Annotated in this window: 15 protein-coding genes; 7 read left to right on the top strand and 8 right to left on the bottom strand. The window is 60.2% G+C overall.

Annotated features, from left to right (window positions below; genetic code table 11):
• Positions 1-469: 469 nt before the first annotated feature.
• On the top strand, positions 470-1,111 hold the full coding sequence (locus tag AC1DWA_RS10305; RefSeq protein ID WP_021333298.1) for a TetR/AcrR family transcriptional regulator: 642 nt from the start codon (positions 470-472) through the stop codon (positions 1,109-1,111).
• Positions 1,112-1,192: 81 nt separating this feature from the next.
• Here AC1DWA_RS10305 and AC1DWA_RS10310 read toward each other — a convergent pair whose 3' ends face one another.
• From AC1DWA_RS10310 to AC1DWA_RS10330, 5 genes are all read right to left on the bottom strand, one after another.
• Positions 1,193-1,930 (bottom strand): SDR family oxidoreductase, encoded by a 738-nt coding sequence (locus AC1DWA_RS10310; protein ID WP_021333299.1) that lies wholly within the window; start codon positions 1,928-1,930, stop codon positions 1,193-1,195.
• Positions 1,927-3,402, bottom strand: coding sequence for an aldehyde dehydrogenase family protein (locus tag AC1DWA_RS10315; protein WP_037119932.1), 1,476 nt, complete (start codon positions 3,400-3,402; stop codon positions 1,927-1,929). Before AC1DWA_RS10315 ends, AC1DWA_RS10310 begins: the two co-directional genes overlap by 4 nt.
• 133 nt (positions 3,403-3,535) lie before the next feature.
• On the bottom strand, positions 3,536-4,720 hold the full coding sequence (locus AC1DWA_RS10320) for a winged helix DNA-binding domain-containing protein (protein WP_477845992.1): 1,185 nt from the start codon (positions 4,718-4,720) through the stop codon (positions 3,536-3,538).
• Positions 4,720-5,361: a histidine phosphatase family protein gene (locus AC1DWA_RS10325; RefSeq protein ID WP_211918429.1), complete on the bottom strand. Its 642-nt coding sequence runs from the start codon at positions 5,359-5,361 to the stop codon at positions 4,720-4,722. The genes AC1DWA_RS10320 and AC1DWA_RS10325 overlap by 1 nt, the downstream gene beginning before the upstream one ends.
• 15 nt (positions 5,362-5,376) lie before the next feature.
• Positions 5,377-6,813, bottom strand: a complete 1,437-nt coding sequence (locus AC1DWA_RS10330) for an FAD-binding oxidoreductase (protein ID WP_477845993.1) — start codon at positions 6,811-6,813, stop codon at positions 5,377-5,379.
• A 141-nt stretch (positions 6,814-6,954) separates the two neighbouring features.
• Between AC1DWA_RS10330 and AC1DWA_RS10335 the strand changes: the two genes are divergently transcribed.
• A complete protein-coding gene (locus AC1DWA_RS10335; RefSeq protein ID WP_046379565.1) occupies positions 6,955-7,854 on the top strand; it encodes a LysR family transcriptional regulator in 900 nt (299 codons plus the stop codon).
• Positions 7,855-7,876: 22 nt separating this feature from the next.
• On the opposite strand, the gene AC1DWA_RS10340 is transcribed toward AC1DWA_RS10335, so the two are convergent.
• Entirely contained in the window at positions 7,877-8,956 is a 1,080-nt protein-coding gene (locus AC1DWA_RS10340) for a helix-turn-helix domain-containing protein (RefSeq protein ID WP_477845994.1), read from the bottom strand.
• 9 nt (positions 8,957-8,965) lie between these two features.
• The gene (locus AC1DWA_RS10345) at positions 8,966-9,937 is read right to left on the bottom strand and encodes an alpha/beta hydrolase (RefSeq protein ID WP_021333307.1); all 972 of its coding nucleotides are present in this window, start codon (positions 9,935-9,937) and stop codon (positions 8,966-8,968) included.
• A 93-nt stretch (positions 9,938-10,030) separates the two neighbouring features.
• On the opposite strand from AC1DWA_RS10345, the gene AC1DWA_RS10350 reads away from it, so the two are divergent.
• From AC1DWA_RS10350 to AC1DWA_RS10360, 3 genes are all read left to right on the top strand, one after another.
• Positions 10,031-10,624 (top strand): hypothetical protein, encoded by a 594-nt coding sequence (locus AC1DWA_RS10350; protein WP_070385071.1) that lies wholly within the window; start codon positions 10,031-10,033, stop codon positions 10,622-10,624.
• A gap of 159 nt (positions 10,625-10,783) precedes the next feature.
• On the top strand, positions 10,784-11,212 hold the full coding sequence (locus AC1DWA_RS10355) for a YciI family protein (RefSeq protein ID WP_007735729.1): 429 nt from the start codon (positions 10,784-10,786) through the stop codon (positions 11,210-11,212).
• Between the two features lie 3 nt (positions 11,213-11,215).
• Positions 11,216-12,490: an RNA polymerase sigma factor gene (locus AC1DWA_RS10360; protein WP_477845995.1), complete on the top strand. Its 1,275-nt coding sequence runs from the start codon at positions 11,216-11,218 to the stop codon at positions 12,488-12,490.
• A 15-nt stretch (positions 12,491-12,505) separates the two neighbouring features.
• Here AC1DWA_RS10360 and AC1DWA_RS10365 read toward each other — a convergent pair whose 3' ends face one another.
• Positions 12,506-12,919, bottom strand: coding sequence for a hypothetical protein (locus AC1DWA_RS10365; protein ID WP_269576684.1), 414 nt, complete (start codon positions 12,917-12,919; stop codon positions 12,506-12,508).
• Positions 12,920-13,071: 152 nt separating this feature from the next.
• Here AC1DWA_RS10365 and AC1DWA_RS10370 point away from each other — a divergent pair, with 152 nt between their 5' ends.
• Together AC1DWA_RS10370 and AC1DWA_RS10375 are read left to right on the top strand one after the other, a co-directional pair.
• On the top strand, positions 13,072-13,242 hold the full coding sequence (locus tag AC1DWA_RS10370; RefSeq protein ID WP_021333309.1) for a hypothetical protein: 171 nt from the start codon (positions 13,072-13,074) through the stop codon (positions 13,240-13,242).
• A gap of 232 nt (positions 13,243-13,474) precedes the next feature.
• The gene (locus tag AC1DWA_RS10375; protein ID WP_021345989.1) at positions 13,475-14,173 is read left to right on the top strand and encodes a type 1 glutamine amidotransferase domain-containing protein; all 699 of its coding nucleotides are present in this window, start codon (positions 13,475-13,477) and stop codon (positions 14,171-14,173) included.
• The last annotated feature ends 19 nt before the right edge of the window (positions 14,174-14,192 follow it).

The following is a 14,192-nucleotide window of genomic DNA, read 5'->3' on the forward strand; positions in this document are numbered from 1 at the left end:
GGCAAGGTCCTCGTTTTGAGAACGGCCCCAGGCTGATACGACGACAGCGGTGCCGAACCGTCGTACTGATAGAAGGAATCCGCCGACGGTTGCGCGGCGACAGTAGGTGCCGTGATGCCTGTGAGTGCAATGGCTGTCAGCGCCACCGCTCCCTGAAAGAGAATCCTCGATGCCACGATCGACCCTTCGGTTTCGTATGTCTCTCGGTACTTGACGGGCTGGTGTGATGACGACCACACGCTATCTTACTTTTGAGTAATAAACGAGAGGCTTGCGCTGGTTGTTTGAATCATGCGCGGACGCAATCAGATTGGGCTTGTTGTTGTGACCATGCTGATTCGGTCCAGGGCGCCATGTGTACGATACGACTAGTAGCTATCGCGACAAGTTGCTGCCTTGGGCTGTGCCGGGTCCTCCGATGCCGGGAAATGCTCTGTGCTGCAAGGTCTTGAAGGACTAAGGAGTGGACATGGGTAAGCGCGCTCCCGACGACGGCGTGTTTCGGGGATCGGGTGATGCCGAGACGGGATTGCTGACTCCTCCGAGCGGTGCACGTAGTGAGGCGGCTCACGAGAAGGCCCTCAGATCAGCAGAAGCTCTTCTGAAATCCGGTGGAATGAAGGCCGCGACCATCGATGCGATCTCCGAACAATCCGGTGTCAGCAAGGTGACTCTGTATCGGCACTGGCCGTCGCGGCAAGCTATCGCTGCTGAAGCATTCGGCGTGCTCATGGCTCGTCATCTGACATTTCCCGAGACCGATAGTGCGCAAGCCGATTTGAACGACTATCTAGGTGACATCGGAAAGTTCTACCGAGGTCCACTCGGGTCGATCTTTGCCGAACTTGTCGGCGCGTGTGCCAACGATCCGACGACGGCGGCATACTTCCGCACTTTCTTCCTCGACGAACGTCGTCGGGGTTTCGCCGCACTGATTCGGCGGTGTGTGGATTCCGGCTACTTTCGCGAAGACATCGACACCGAGGAAGCGATCGATCTGTTCTTCGGGCCGTTGATCTACCGGATGTTGGTCGGGCACGCGGGTATCGACGACAACACTGTGCGCTCGATCATCGATCACGCAGTTCGTGGACTCCGCAGTGGTGCATAGACGGGTTCTCCGTTGAGAATCCGCAGCGCAGGGAGGGCGAATTGCCCTCCCCGCACTGCGATGTGCCTCAACACTCGGGTGTCAGCTGAGCATCTTCAGTACTAGCTGGTACTCACCGTTGATCTCGGCGTTGCGAAGCGGCTTGGCGGCGTCGACCACGATTTCCGTGGCGTCGTCGTGCGCCTTCAGTAGGCCGATGGTCTCGGCAATGTAGTCATCAAGTGGCAGAGCTGATTCCGAGTTCTCCTGACCCATCAGCGTGGTGCGGACTCCTGGCGGGATGAGTTCGATGCACCGGATCGAGGTATCGGCGAGTTGTACGCGCATGCTCTCGGTGAAGAGATGAACCGCCGCCTTTGTCGCGTTGTACGTGGGCGTGACGGGCAGCGGGACGAAGCCGACGGCGGATGAGACGGTGACGATGGTGGCATTGGGCTTCGTCATCAGATGCGGGATGAACTGGCCGGCCAAGCGAATTGTTCCGAGAAGGTTTGTCGTGACCGTTCTCTCGGCGATGTCGAGGAAGTCCGGGTTCTTCAAGTCTTCCGGGTACATGATTCCCGACATCGTCACGAGGACGTTCAGATCGGGAAATTCCTCCGTGACGGATTCATGTGCGGTTCGAATGGATCTCGGGTCGTCCACGTCGATGACGACCGTGCTGATGCCCGGGTACTTGTCCGAGATCTCTTGGAGCAGAGCGGATCGACGCCCTCCGACGATTACCTTGTTCCCCTCGTTCTGCAATCCCACTGCAAGTGCGAGGCCGATACCGGAGGTTCCGCCGGCAATGAAGATGGTATTTCCCGAGATTTTCAATTTGTGCTTCCTTGGTTTGTCGTGGGCGTCGACGTGGCGACAGTGATGGATTTGAGTTGGGTGTATTCGTTGAGCGTCTCGAGGCAGAACTCTCGCCCCAGGCCGCTTTCCTTGAATCCCCCGAAGGGGACACCGCCTCCCAGATTGAAGTACTGATTGATCCAGACACAGCCCGCATCAAGACGATCCGCGGTTTCCATCGCGTTCTTCAGGTTGGAGGTATAAATCCCAGCAGCGAGACCGTACGGAGTGTCATTGGCTTCTGCGATCACGTGCTCGTAGTTGTTCCATCTGAGGACGCACAGGACAGGTCCGAATATTTCGTCCTGTGCGATTCGCATCGAGTTGGCGACCTCGAGAATCGTCGGCGCGACGAAGTTTCCGGCTTCGAATCCCGGCACTTCTACCAGATCACCGCCTGTAAGTAGTTGTGCGCCTTCGTCGATACCGGATCTGATCATGGAGATCACACGTTCGGCGTGTTCCTGGTGGATCAATCCGCTCAGTTCGGTGTCCTCGTTCAGTGGCGGCCCGACTCGCAACGATCGGAATCCTGCGACGAGTTTTTCCACGAAGGTGTCATAGATGTCCTCGTGGATGAAGAGACGTGTTCCGGCCAAGCAGGATTGGCCGTTGCACATGAGGACACCTGCGGTGGCATCGGCGACCACTGCATCGATGTCCTCGATATCAGGAAACACGATGCTGGGACTTTTGCCTCCGAGTTCGAGCGTGGTCGAGATCAGCCGTGAGGCTGCGGCGTGTGCCACGAGTCGGCCGACTTCGGTGCTTCCGGTGAAAGCGAGTTTGCTGACCTTCGGATGGTCTATCAGGGCTGCGCCGGCTTCCTCGCCAAGACCAGGGACAACATTGAAAACGCCTGCGGGAAACACGTCGGCGGCGATCCTGGCCAGCTCCATGACGGAAACGCAAGCATTTTCATCAGGTTTGAGGACCACTGTGTTTCCCGCAGCCAGAGCAGGTGCAATCTTGAACGCCGTCATTACCACGGGATCGTTCCAGGGAATGATCTGTCCACATACGCCCAATGGCACTCGCTTCGCGACCAGGTATCCCGATGCCAACTCGCGGCCGAAGCCATGGTGGGCCAACGAGATTGACGCGAAGTATCGCAGATGTGAGACGGCGGCTCGATAGTCCTCGCGCATCTCACTGATATGGCGCCCGGTATCCATACATTCGAGCTGGGCAAGCTCTTCGGCCTGATCCTCCACGAGCGCGGCAAACTGCAAGATTTTGGCGGATCGTTCTTCAGCGGTCAGGTTCGACCATGCAGGAAATGCCCGCCTGGCGGCTTCGACCGCGTCGTCGATCTCTGTGGGCCCGCACCGAGACAGTGTGGCGAGTAGAGCGCCGGAAGCGGCGTCACGCGCCTCGAATGTGGATGTGCCCATGGCTCGGAACGCTCCGTTGATGAACGCACCGTATTCACGAACTGCTTGACCCTCCATGGAACCTCCTAGATCGGTCAATCACTGACTGACAAAGTGTACTGTACGTTTCGTACACTTGTCGATGGTTGCCTTACCGCCCATGGATGGCGTCAGCAGAAAGACCAGCTAGAACAGTGTTCTGGTTACGTCGTCAAGGCGTAGCTGCAGCAATTCCAACCGCTTGCTTCATAGCCTGCGAGACATAACCGGTGCCGATCTTGACGCCACCCAGCCACTCGGTCAGGCGAACTGCCTCGGCGTCGAGCGCCCGTTGCGCATCCGCGGACACGGATTCGAGTACTCGAACGTGGACCACTCCGGCGGCGTCTTGGATCCAGCAGCCCACGACACGACCGTCGACCCAAGCTGTGGTGCCGGCATTACCTCGGGTGTCGAAGAGTTGGTTGCGGTGCGGGCCGAGATAGAAGTCACGGTTCTTCCACCCCATGATCGTCGGGTCGAGCACCGGTAGGAGTGCCACCCAAGGACCTGGATCAGGCACCGTGGCGACGTCATCCGGTAGTAACCAGCCGGTGTCGCCTCCGTCGAGTGAGACTGCAACGGCTTCGAGTTCGGCGAGGGCGGCCCGGACGACCGTCTTGGTCGAGCCCAGCCACCAGACGATGTCGTCTTCGGTCCCCGGTCCGAAGGAGTGGAGCCAGCGTCGGACTATTTCTCGGTATCCGTCTGCAGATTCGAGATCGATGGGGGCGTCGTCGAGCCAGTGTCGAGTGAGAGTCCACAGTGGGCGTGAGACGGGGAATCGGGCGGTGTTGGCGCCGCGCATGATGTCTGCGGTCGCCCCGAGGTGTGTGAGAACCCTGGGTGCCGACCAGATTTCGCCTGCCGAACCCTCGACCTTGACGTCTGTCATCGGTACTGCCTGACGGACCTCGAGTGCGGAAAGTCCTTCAGGGGCATCGGTGAGCAGTGTCAGAACCTCCGCCCGCGCGCGATCGAGCCAGTCGTTGCCGTCGACGGCGATTCCGGCCTTGACGACATCCTTGGCCATTCGTGTGCGCTCGGTGTTCGCGACGCGGGCGGACGCACTCGACCACGCGGCCGGCAGCAAGTCTCGGGGGAACGTGAAGAGCGTGCGGCGCATAGCCAATTGCTTCACGAGACTGCGTTGGTCGTACAACGCGTTGTCGACGTCGGCGGCGTCCAATGACCGAACCCTCGCCCAGCAAGACAGATAGACCGTCGCTGACTCGGTGGCGTGCAGTACCGTCATCGCCCGAGTGGCAGCTTCCGGAGAATCGACGCGGAACGAAGGCGCCAGCGCGTGACGTACTCCTATGCGTGCACGGCGTTCGTCGTCGGAGACATGGCGCATCAGGCCATCGTGCCACAGGCCAAGTGCGTCGTATCAGCTAGTTGCGCGAGAGTTCGATTGCGCCAGTAGTCGTCGTGTTGGAGATGTGTGATGGCCCCGGGCGTGGTCGCGAAGGTCGCAAACCCTGTGGCTTCGACGGGGATCTGCAGCCAAGCGGAGACGACGAATGTGTGTGCAAATCCGTGTGTTACGACCACGTGATCGTGGTCGAGTTCGGTCATCAGTTCGCGAATGCACTCGCCGACCCTTGATGCGATGTCGCGGCGGGTTTCGGCACCGGCAACGGGGCCACGGTGATCGAGGCGGTTGTCGTCAGGAGCCGGAACCTGCCGCTGGGCCAGCCACGAGTTCGGGCGCCCTTCGGCTTCTCCGAAGCTGATTTCGCGCAATCGAGAGTCTGTTGTCGCCGGAACATCGAGTGTCCGGGCGATGATCGCGGATGTCTCGGCGCACCGTTCGAGGTCGGAAGAGGTGATGCTGATCGGGCGCGAAGTTCCTGCGCGTCGACGTTTCAACTCTTCGGCGATCAACTCTGCATCGCGCCTGCCGGCGGGCGTGAGAACCGAATTGTGCCAACCTCCGACGATGTCCTGTGCTGTGTGTTCGGCATGAGGATGAGTGACGACGTAAAGATCCTGCACGAGACCCCTTTTTGTTTACCCGACCGTTTCGGGCAACAGTATTCCAGGATTGAGGATTCCACGCGGATCCCAGGACGATTTGATCAGCTTCATGGCGGTGATGTCGGTTTCCGTGCGCCCCAGCGCTATCCACGGTGACTTCGCGCGACCGATCCCATGCTCGGCGCTGATACTTCCGTGATGGGCGGAGACGAGTTCGAAGACCGTATCGGTCAGTTCGTGTGCGATGCTCGGTTCGGCGTCAAGAAGATTCACATGGATATTCCCGTCGGCGAAGTGTCCGAACAACATTGGACGCACATGGACGAATCGTTCGGTGAGTACTTCGCGGAGGCTCTCGATGAACATGCCCATCACGGACAAGGGGACGGAGATGTCGAGTTTGACCACCGGAGTCGTCGATGAAGCGCTGATGCTTTCGGTATGGCTTTCTCGCAGAGTCCACAGCTTTCGAGCGGGGCCAGGCTCGACTGTCGCGTCCTCGATGAGATCGGCAGAGGCGGAGAGAACTTCGAGGAGTGACTCTTCCGTCTCGCGCGGCGATGACACCTCGATCAGGGTGTACATCGGTGACGGTGTTCCGAACGGGCGACGGGCATCGGTGTGTGCGCAGACGAGGGAGATGCCGTCGTCGGTCATGATTTCGGCGGCTTCGACGGTCAACCCGCTCTGGCGCACTCGATTACACAGCTGCAGCGCTTGATCGACGTCGCGCACACCCGCGAGCACGACCTGGGTGTCGGTCGCCGGGGTGACCAACTTCATCAGGACCTTGGTGACAATCGCGAGCGTTCCCTCACTGCCCGCAAGAAGCCCTGGGATGTCGTATCCGACATTGTCTTTGACGAGTGGAGTCCATCTACTCAGTACCGAACCATCGGCAAGTACTGCCTCGATCCCGAGTATCTGTGCCCGTGTATTTCCGTATCGGACCATGCGGGTACCACCGGCGTTGGTTGCGACGATGCCGCCGAGGGTCGCGGATTCCTTTGATGCCAAATCGATTCCGAATCGGAGGCCGTGTGCGGAGGCCGCCAGGTCGGCGCGAGCGACGGTCACGCCCGCACCGGCCGCGATTGTCCGGCCGATGGGGTCGACGGTCTCGATCGAATCCAAGCGCCTGGTGCTCAGCACCACTGATCCAGCCGACGGTATTCCGCCACCGACCAGTCCGGTATTTCCACCTTGTGGGGTGATGGGAATCCCGGCCTCGAAGCAGGTCGTGACGACGGCGGACACTTCGGCGGTGTCGGCCGGACGGACCACAGCTATTGCGTCACCGATCCAACGTCCCGTCCAGTCGCGTGTGTAACCCTCGATCAGCTCTGGATCGGTGAGGACGTGCGCTTCGCCGACGATCTCTGCGAGGGCGTCGATGATCTCTGCGAGGGCGTCGAGGAACCTCGCGTCCGTTGCAGGTTCGCGTGCTTCGACGAGTGTTCGGGGGCTCATGTTCAACCTTGTGATCGTTCGGGGGACAGTTTTTCGGGAGACGAGCGGTGGAACAACCTGCACTCGATCCTCCGACCTCAGGTGATGCGCTGTCCAAGACCAAGTAGTGACACCACCATCTGTTCTTCTTATAATCGCCGTATGAACCTGCAGCGCGCACGCTATCTGATTGCTCTGTCGGATCACGGCAGCTTCACTCGCGCCGCCGCGAACGTCCACGTGGCGCAATCTGCACTCAGTCAGCAGATCAAGGTTCTCGAGCGCGAACTCGGAGTTCCTCTGGTGGACCGCCGAGGTCCGCAGTTCACTTTCACCGACGCGGGGCGGGTAGCGGTACGAGAGGCACGCTTCTTGCTCGGGTGCGCAGACCGGGCGGTCGAACGAATTCGATTGGCTGCACGCGGTGTGGACGGGGAACTGCGCATCGCGTACACCCGGTCGTGGGCGGGTGGCGCCGTCGGGGATCTGGTCAGCACTTATCGCAAGCTCTATCCAGGCGTCGAAGTTGTCGTGCACCGGGGCACTTCGGCGCAGACTGTCGACCTCGTCCGAACCGGAGCCGTCGACATCGCGGTTGTGCGACCGCCGCTCGATGACGACGATCGTGAACTTCCCCTGATCGTCCTCGACACCGAACCTATCCTGGTCGCCGTTCCCGTGGATCATCCGTTCGGGGATCGAACGACACTCGAACTCGGAGATCTGGTGGACATCCCCGTCGTATTCTGGCCCGAGGCGAATGCGCCCGGGATGTATTCGCGTACGCTCGAACAACTTTGGCCCGACAGCACTCCCAATATCGTTCGATTCGAGGCTGACGACGAGCAGGTTTTGCACGCCGTCTCGGACGGGGTGGGAATTGCGCCGATCCCGCAGGGGCGGGCCCGGATGCTCCGAATCCCGGGTATTCATCTGTGTGAGATCGCCGGTATGCAGCCGACTCTCGAAGTTGCCGTGACCTACCGTCCGGACAACCCGAATCCCGCGCTTGCACCCTTCGTTGCGCTCGCCGAACGCGAAAGATCGTCAACCACTGTGTAGCACAAGTGATGCGCGGTGGGCCCTATCCGCCATCGAGGACCAGCATCATGGCCGTTGCGCGTGCCCGGTTCTCGATGGTGTCGACGTGGAATCCGACGTGCTGGGACAGCTTCGCCAATCGGTGCGCAACGCTGCTGTGATGAAGATGCATGGAATCGGCTGCGGCCCTCAATGTTCCGGATTGCAGGTATGCCCTCAAGGTTTCGAGTAGTTCTAATCCCTGTTTGGTATCGCCGATCTCTTCGGCAAGAACCAGATCCGGTATTCGCGAGTGATCGATGTGTGATCCCGGTGCCAGGAGGTTGAGGGCGCCGAGATCGTCGGCGTTCACGATCGGTGTTGTTGCTGACGCCTGTGCACGAGCGAATCGTGCAGTGGTGAGTATTGTATTCACTTCGGAAGCGGAAGCAGCCAAAGATATTCCGGCGCGAATGGATGACGACAGTGCTGACTCGGACAGCTCGGGTGTCGGTGCAAACGAACCCGCCACGAGATTCAGATACTCGCCATCAGCTTCTATCCCAACAGCTTTGCCAGGTGTGCAATCTTGCGAAATAACAAGGTGTGCAGTGCCGCCGGCCGTGTCTGAGACTGCCTTGGTTGCCATGACGCGGACTGGGGTTTGGGGTTCGATACCGAGACCGGCGCAGGAGGTGAGCACCGCGAGTTCATCCATCGGGAACAACAGATTTCGAGTGTGCTCGGCTTCGGTAGGCAAGCGTCGGGGTTGCAGGATTATCGCCGCGGTCAGGGCCATTCGGTCGACGAGCATTTCGTCGAGCGGCAAGTGCGCACCAGGACGCTCGATCCATACTTTCCCGAGAACCTCGTCGTCTACAGCGATGTCCCTGGCCATGCTCGGAGGGAACTGGGGTTCGGGCGACCATCGGCCGCGTGGGTCACAACGGCGCAAATTCTTCTTGCTTCTACCGTGTTCCACGATCTCGATACCTACAACGCAGTCCGCCAACTGCGCGCTCGCGCGAAGCAGAGATGCGGTGTCGGAGCCGTGCCGCACGAGCGTGTCGAAGTAATCGATGACACGTACCAGGCCTGCCGAGTCTGCATCGAGCTCGGCAAGCCGGTACATCAGTCCTTGCATCTCGCAACGCTACGAGACAGGCGACAGCGAACGCAACCCTCTCCGGAGCGCAGTGAGGGCTTCGGCGGCACTTCTTTCGCTGACTGCTGCGGTCGCCACTAGTGCCGACCCGTGAAAGGTTCCGGGGAAGGAGTGCAATTCGACGCTGACTCCCGCATGCAGCAGTCGAAGGGCGTATTCGATTCCTTCGTCGCGGAGCGGGTCGAGTTCCATGGTGGACAGGTAGGTCGGCGGCAGACCGGTGAGGTCGGTCGCCCGGGACGGCGCAGCGTAAATGGAGACGTCAGGATCTTCGGGACCTGAATACGACTCGCCGAGGTAGTACTTCCACGACAGGATGGCGTTGGGGCGGTGCCACAACGGTGTGTCGACGAAGTTCGTCATCGAGACAGTCGCCAGACGGTCGTCGAGTTCAGGAATTTCGAGGAATTGGAATGCCACGGGCACAACGCCCTCGTCGCGGGCTTTGAGGACAGTGCCTGCGGCCAATCCGCCGCCTGCACTCTGCCCGCCCACTGCGATGCGGCTGGGATCGACCCCCAGTTCCTCGGCATGGGCGTGGATGTAGAGGAGTGCGGCGTAGCAGTCGTTGACGGGACCGGGAAAGGAGGTTTCGGGGGCGAGGCGGTACTCCACGTTTGCAACGGCGAATCCGAGTTCGCGCGCTACCTCGACACAAAATGGATCGCTGGACTCAGCGGTGCCGATTGCAAATCCGCCGCCATGGATCCAGAGCAGAACGGGGACAGGGCCGGCGGTGTTGTCCGGGGTGAAGAAACGAATCGTGACTTCCGGATCGCCGTCCAGGCCAGGAGCGGACAGTTCCCGAAGCGAGACTCCGTCGAATGGCAGGTCGGCCAACATGGCGCCGATCAGAGCGTCGTAGGTGGCCCGCGCGTTGGGGAGGTCAGCGAAGTCCACCTTCGGGAGCATGGTGAGTGCTGCGGCGAGTTCGGGGTCGAGAGTGGGGAATGTTGTCATGCACTCATCATCGATCCTGAATGTGGCCTACGTCACCAGTGGTTTGTAGGAAATCGGAAAGTCTTCTTCCGACGCGCGTCGGATCTCCCTAGGATGACGCCGGTGGACAGCGTACATCTCGGGGTGGGTTCGAGCGATTCGGAAGTTGGGTCCAGGATCGGTGGACGCCCGCCGCAGGTTTTCGCTGGTCAGCCGATTTTGCAGACGCATGAGTATCTCTTGACGCTCGAGGCGCACACGGCTTCGTGGCTCGGTGCGCGAGAGCTTTCCGTCTTCATCCGTCGGGGATTCTCCATCGGCGACGACGACCTCGAATACCCGGACATCGGGTTCAGTGCAGTCCTGCACCCGCCGTCATCACGAAGTGCGGAATCGGCCGGCACTCACGAGGGCCTGGGGAGCGCGGCGTTGGTCAATCTTCCCGCAGACGACGAAGTGATGCCGTTGGTGTTGATCGCGCCGCAACCGGTACTCATACAAAATGAACCGTCCTACGCCGATACCGTCGAGGCGGACGGGCATCGCTTCCTGTTCCAGATCAATGAAGAGGGATGGCCGGTGGTTGCCGAGCCGCAACCCGAGTTCGTCGAGGAATACCTGTTTGGCTACGGCTCGGTGTATTTCTACGGGAGCGCTGACGCGGCCGGGCACGCCGTTGAAGTCGTGCCAGGATTTCTCGATTTCTGAGCTGCCAGACGACCTTTCTGCCGATACCGTGGGCAACGTATTCGACCGGCGGATTTGTCCTTCGAAAATTAGTTTCGGAAGTTTGTCGATCGGCGTCTTTGCCGTTCGACGTGTAGGCAGAGGGACCGAATGAGCGGTCCACAAACGAAGGAGATTCTCATGAAGTACATGCTGATCATGCGTTCCACCGACGAAGCCATCGAAGCATCCAAGGACATGGACTTCGACGAGATCATCGCCGCGATGGGGCAATACAACGAATCCTTGATCAAGGCCGGTGTCTTGCTGGCGGGTGAGGGATTGGCGATGGAGGAGGGATTCATCGTCGATTTCGAGTCCGATCCGCCGCTGGTCTCCGATGGCCCGTACGGCGAGACGAAGGAGTTGTTCTCGGGATTCTGGATCATTCAGACGTCGACCAAAGACGAAGCCTTGGAATGGGCGAAGCGCTGCCCGCTCGGGCCGGGAAGCAAGCTCGAGGTGCGCCGCGTGAGCGAGATGTCGGACTTCGATCAGGACAACGAGTACATCCAGAAGGAAGCCGGCTGGCGCGAAGAGCTCGGTACCGATCGTCCGGTCGCAGGCTGAACCATGACCGACGAGGCGGTGCGAGAAGAAACGAGAAAGGCTGTCGACGCGGTCTGGCGAATCGAATCCGCGAAGATCGTCGCCACGTTGACTCGCACCGTCGGAGATCTTGATCTCGCCGAAGACCTGGCAGCGCAGGCTCTGCTCGAAGCTGTCGAGCAGTGGCCTGCCACCGGAGTTCCCCGAAATCCCGCTGCCTGGCTGACTTCCGTTGCGACGCGTCGAGCAATCGACGGGTGGCGACGACGTGAGAGGTTGGACGAGCGCTACGCCCACTTTGCGCGTGAACTCGAGAACGACGCTTCGCATTTCGACGACGTCAGCTGGGATCCGGATCGGATCGACGACGATGTCCTCCGGCTGATGTTCATCGCCTGTCACCCGGTGTTGAATCGAAAAGCGCAGGTGGCCCTGACTCTTCGGGTGGTGGGCGGGTTGACAACCGAAGAAATTGCGAAGGCGTTCCTGACGCCGACCGCGACAGTTCAACAGCGGATAGTCCGTGCGAAGAAGGCGTTGACCGCTTCGAAAGCGGTTTTCGAAGTTCCAGGACGAGAAGAGTTTTCGAGCAGGTTGAGCGCCGTCCTCGGAGTCCTGTACCTGGTGTTCAACGAAGGTTATGCAGCCAGCTCGGGGGACGAGTGGATGCGGGCGGACCTGAGTGCTGAAGCTCTGCGGCTCGCGCGAATACTCGCCGAATTGGTCCCCGGGGAATCCGAGGTACACGGCCTTGTTGCGTTGATGGAGCTGACAGCCTCGAGATTCGGCGCTCGGACAACCTCGACAGGTGCGCCCATCCTGCTGGCGGACCAGGACCGGACTAGGTGGGACCGCCTACAGATCTCGCGTGGGCTTGCGGCGCTGGAACGAGCTGACGCCGTCGGGCGTGGACGTGGCCCGTACGGTTTGCAGGCAGCGATAGCCGAATGTCATGCGCGAGCAGCAACTATCGATGACACCGATTGGAAGAAGATAGTCATCCTCTACGAGGCTCTGGCGCAACTGGCGCCATCGCCCGTGGTCGACCTCAATCATGCGGCGGCGGTATCCATGGCATACGGTCCTGGCCCTGCGCTCGAATTCGTCGACAAGCTTGTCGCTTCAGGTGAATTGGCCGACTACCACCTGCTTCCCAGTGTTCGGGGGGAGTTGCTCAGTCAGCTCGGCCGATCCGAGGAGGCTAGAACCGAACTCCTCGAAGCAGCGAGGCTGGCCGGAAATGAGCGTGAGCGTGCAGTATTGGTCGCGAAAGCGGATGCGCTGCTGTCGGATCAGTAGTCACACGATTGGTAGTCAGGGCTGAGTCGGATCATCGTTCGGCACCATGGGCGGCATTCCGACTCCGTAAGGATCGAGCATGTCCGATACACGTCGACCCCACCGTTCATGCGCGGACTGACGGGTCATTCCGGCAGCGCGGCCGATGGTTGCCCATGTTGCGCCGAATCTTCGCAGGCTCATGACGCTTGCCGTCGAATCGATGCCTGCGGCGAGCTGGATCCGGAAACTTGCCAACTGCCAAGCCATCTGACGCTGCGCCGGGATGTCGGTGTCCTGTTCTGCCTCCCATTCGGGGCTGCCAGGTAATGGATCCGTTCCGACAATCTTGTCCGCCTGCGCGCCGGCCTCGGAGATTGCGACGTTAGCCGTCGAAGTTGCGGCGGTCTCGATCTTTGCGGTCAGGGCGGTCTCGATCAGATCTTGCATAAGAAATTCTCCATTCGTCAGGTTTAGCCTGACAGTTTCAATCGAATGTTGTCAAGAGGTACCTGACTGATTCCATTTGATTAATGCACGATCTATTTGTGTACTATCTAAATGGTCTCCGGTTCTGTTGGCCGACGTCGAAGGGGTTGCTGGTGAAGATCGTGGTTCTGTCATTCCTGATGGCGCTGACCTTGATGACCGTCGGGATCATCGCGGCGCGCAACTGCAGCACTCGACCTGCCGTGACCGGGGCAGTTACTGCGGCGTCGACGGTTCTTGCTGCCGCCTGGACACTTTTTGCCGTGGCCTTCGTACTGACCTGATCGCACTGTTCGACCCAATATCCGAGCTGGAATGTGGGTATGACGGGTTGCATGCCCCGTTGGTGAGAAGTCGCACTGGAACGGCCGATGCGGAATTCCCTCCGGTTGAGTGCGTTTCATCCAAGGGAGCGTTCGCCGGGGTTCCGTGTCTCGGGGTTCCTGGCTACGACGGTTCCTGAACTACGACGGTTCCTGACTACGACGGTTCCTGACTACGACGAAAGGTTGCGCGATGACAAAGCTGTTGTTTGCAGTCACTTCTGCAGATCACTGGACGCTGAACGACGGGACAGCCCACCCAACCGGATACTGGGCGGAAGAACTGGTCGAGGCGCATCGCGTTTTCGTCGAGGCCGGCTACGACATCGTGATCGCGACGCCTGGCGGTAAAGCCCCCGTTGTGGATGAGGGAAGCCTGGCGCCCGAGGTCAACGGCGGGCAAGAAGGCGCTGATCGTATGCGCAAGTACATCGCCGATCTGCAGCCGGTGCTGGATTCGCCGGAGATTCTGGAGAACGCCGATGCTGCCGACTACGACGTGGTCTTTGTGCCAGGTGGACATGGACCGATGGAAGATCTTGCAGTGTCGGCATCCTTCGGCGAGCTTCTGGTGAAGTTCTTGGACGCCGACAAGGTGGTTTCGGCGGTCTGTCACGCACCGGCGGCACTTCTGCCTGCCCAGAGATCCGATGGAAGCTGGCTGTTCGACGGCTATCAGCTGACGGCGTTCACCAATGAAGAGGAGACGCAGGCTGGTCTGGCGGACAAGGCTCCGTGGCTGCTCGAAACTCGGCTACGCGAGTTGGGCGGCAAATTCTCGAAGGCTGACGCCTGGTCGCCTTATGTCGTGGTGGACCGGAAGCTGTACACCGGCCAGAATCCGGCTTCGTCGAAGCCGCTCGCCGAGCGGATCGTCGCCGACTTGGGCTGAACGATCACCGGCTAGGCCT

This window comes from Rhodococcus sp. P4_F3_2, from assembly GCF_056401335.1.

Excerpts from the sequence above, each read along its gene's own strand:
- AC1DWA_RS10345 (WP_021333307.1), bottom strand. The coding sequence starts at position 9,937 with ATGACAACATTCCCCACTCTCGACCCCGAACTCGCCGCAGCACTCACC.
- AC1DWA_RS10355 (WP_007735729.1), top strand. The coding sequence starts at position 10,784 with ATGAAGTACATGCTGATCATGCGTTCCACCGACGAAGCCATCGAAGCA.
- AC1DWA_RS10330 (WP_477845993.1), bottom strand. The coding sequence starts at position 6,813 with ATGAGCCCCCGAACACTCGTCGAAGCACGCGAACCTGCAACGGACGCG.
- AC1DWA_RS10340 (WP_477845994.1), bottom strand. The coding sequence starts at position 8,956 with ATGCAAGGACTGATGTACCGGCTTGCCGAGCTCGATGCAGACTCGGCA.
- AC1DWA_RS10320 (WP_477845992.1), bottom strand. The coding sequence starts at position 4,720 with ATGCGCCATGTCTCCGACGACGAACGCCGTGCACGCATAGGAGTACGT.
- AC1DWA_RS10305 (WP_021333298.1), top strand. The coding sequence starts at position 470 with ATGGGTAAGCGCGCTCCCGACGACGGCGTGTTTCGGGGATCGGGTGAT.
- AC1DWA_RS10365 (WP_269576684.1), bottom strand. The coding sequence starts at position 12,919 with ATGCAAGATCTGATCGAGACCGCCCTGACCGCAAAGATCGAGACCGCC.
- AC1DWA_RS10335 (WP_046379565.1), top strand. The coding sequence starts at position 6,955 with ATGAACCTGCAGCGCGCACGCTATCTGATTGCTCTGTCGGATCACGGC.
- AC1DWA_RS10315 (WP_037119932.1), bottom strand. The coding sequence starts at position 3,402 with ATGGAGGGTCAAGCAGTTCGTGAATACGGTGCGTTCATCAACGGAGCG.
- AC1DWA_RS10350 (WP_070385071.1), top strand. The coding sequence starts at position 10,031 with ATGACGCCGGTGGACAGCGTACATCTCGGGGTGGGTTCGAGCGATTCG.
- AC1DWA_RS10375 (WP_021345989.1), top strand. The coding sequence starts at position 13,475 with ATGACAAAGCTGTTGTTTGCAGTCACTTCTGCAGATCACTGGACGCTG.
- AC1DWA_RS10360 (WP_477845995.1), top strand. The coding sequence starts at position 11,216 with ATGACCGACGAGGCGGTGCGAGAAGAAACGAGAAAGGCTGTCGACGCG.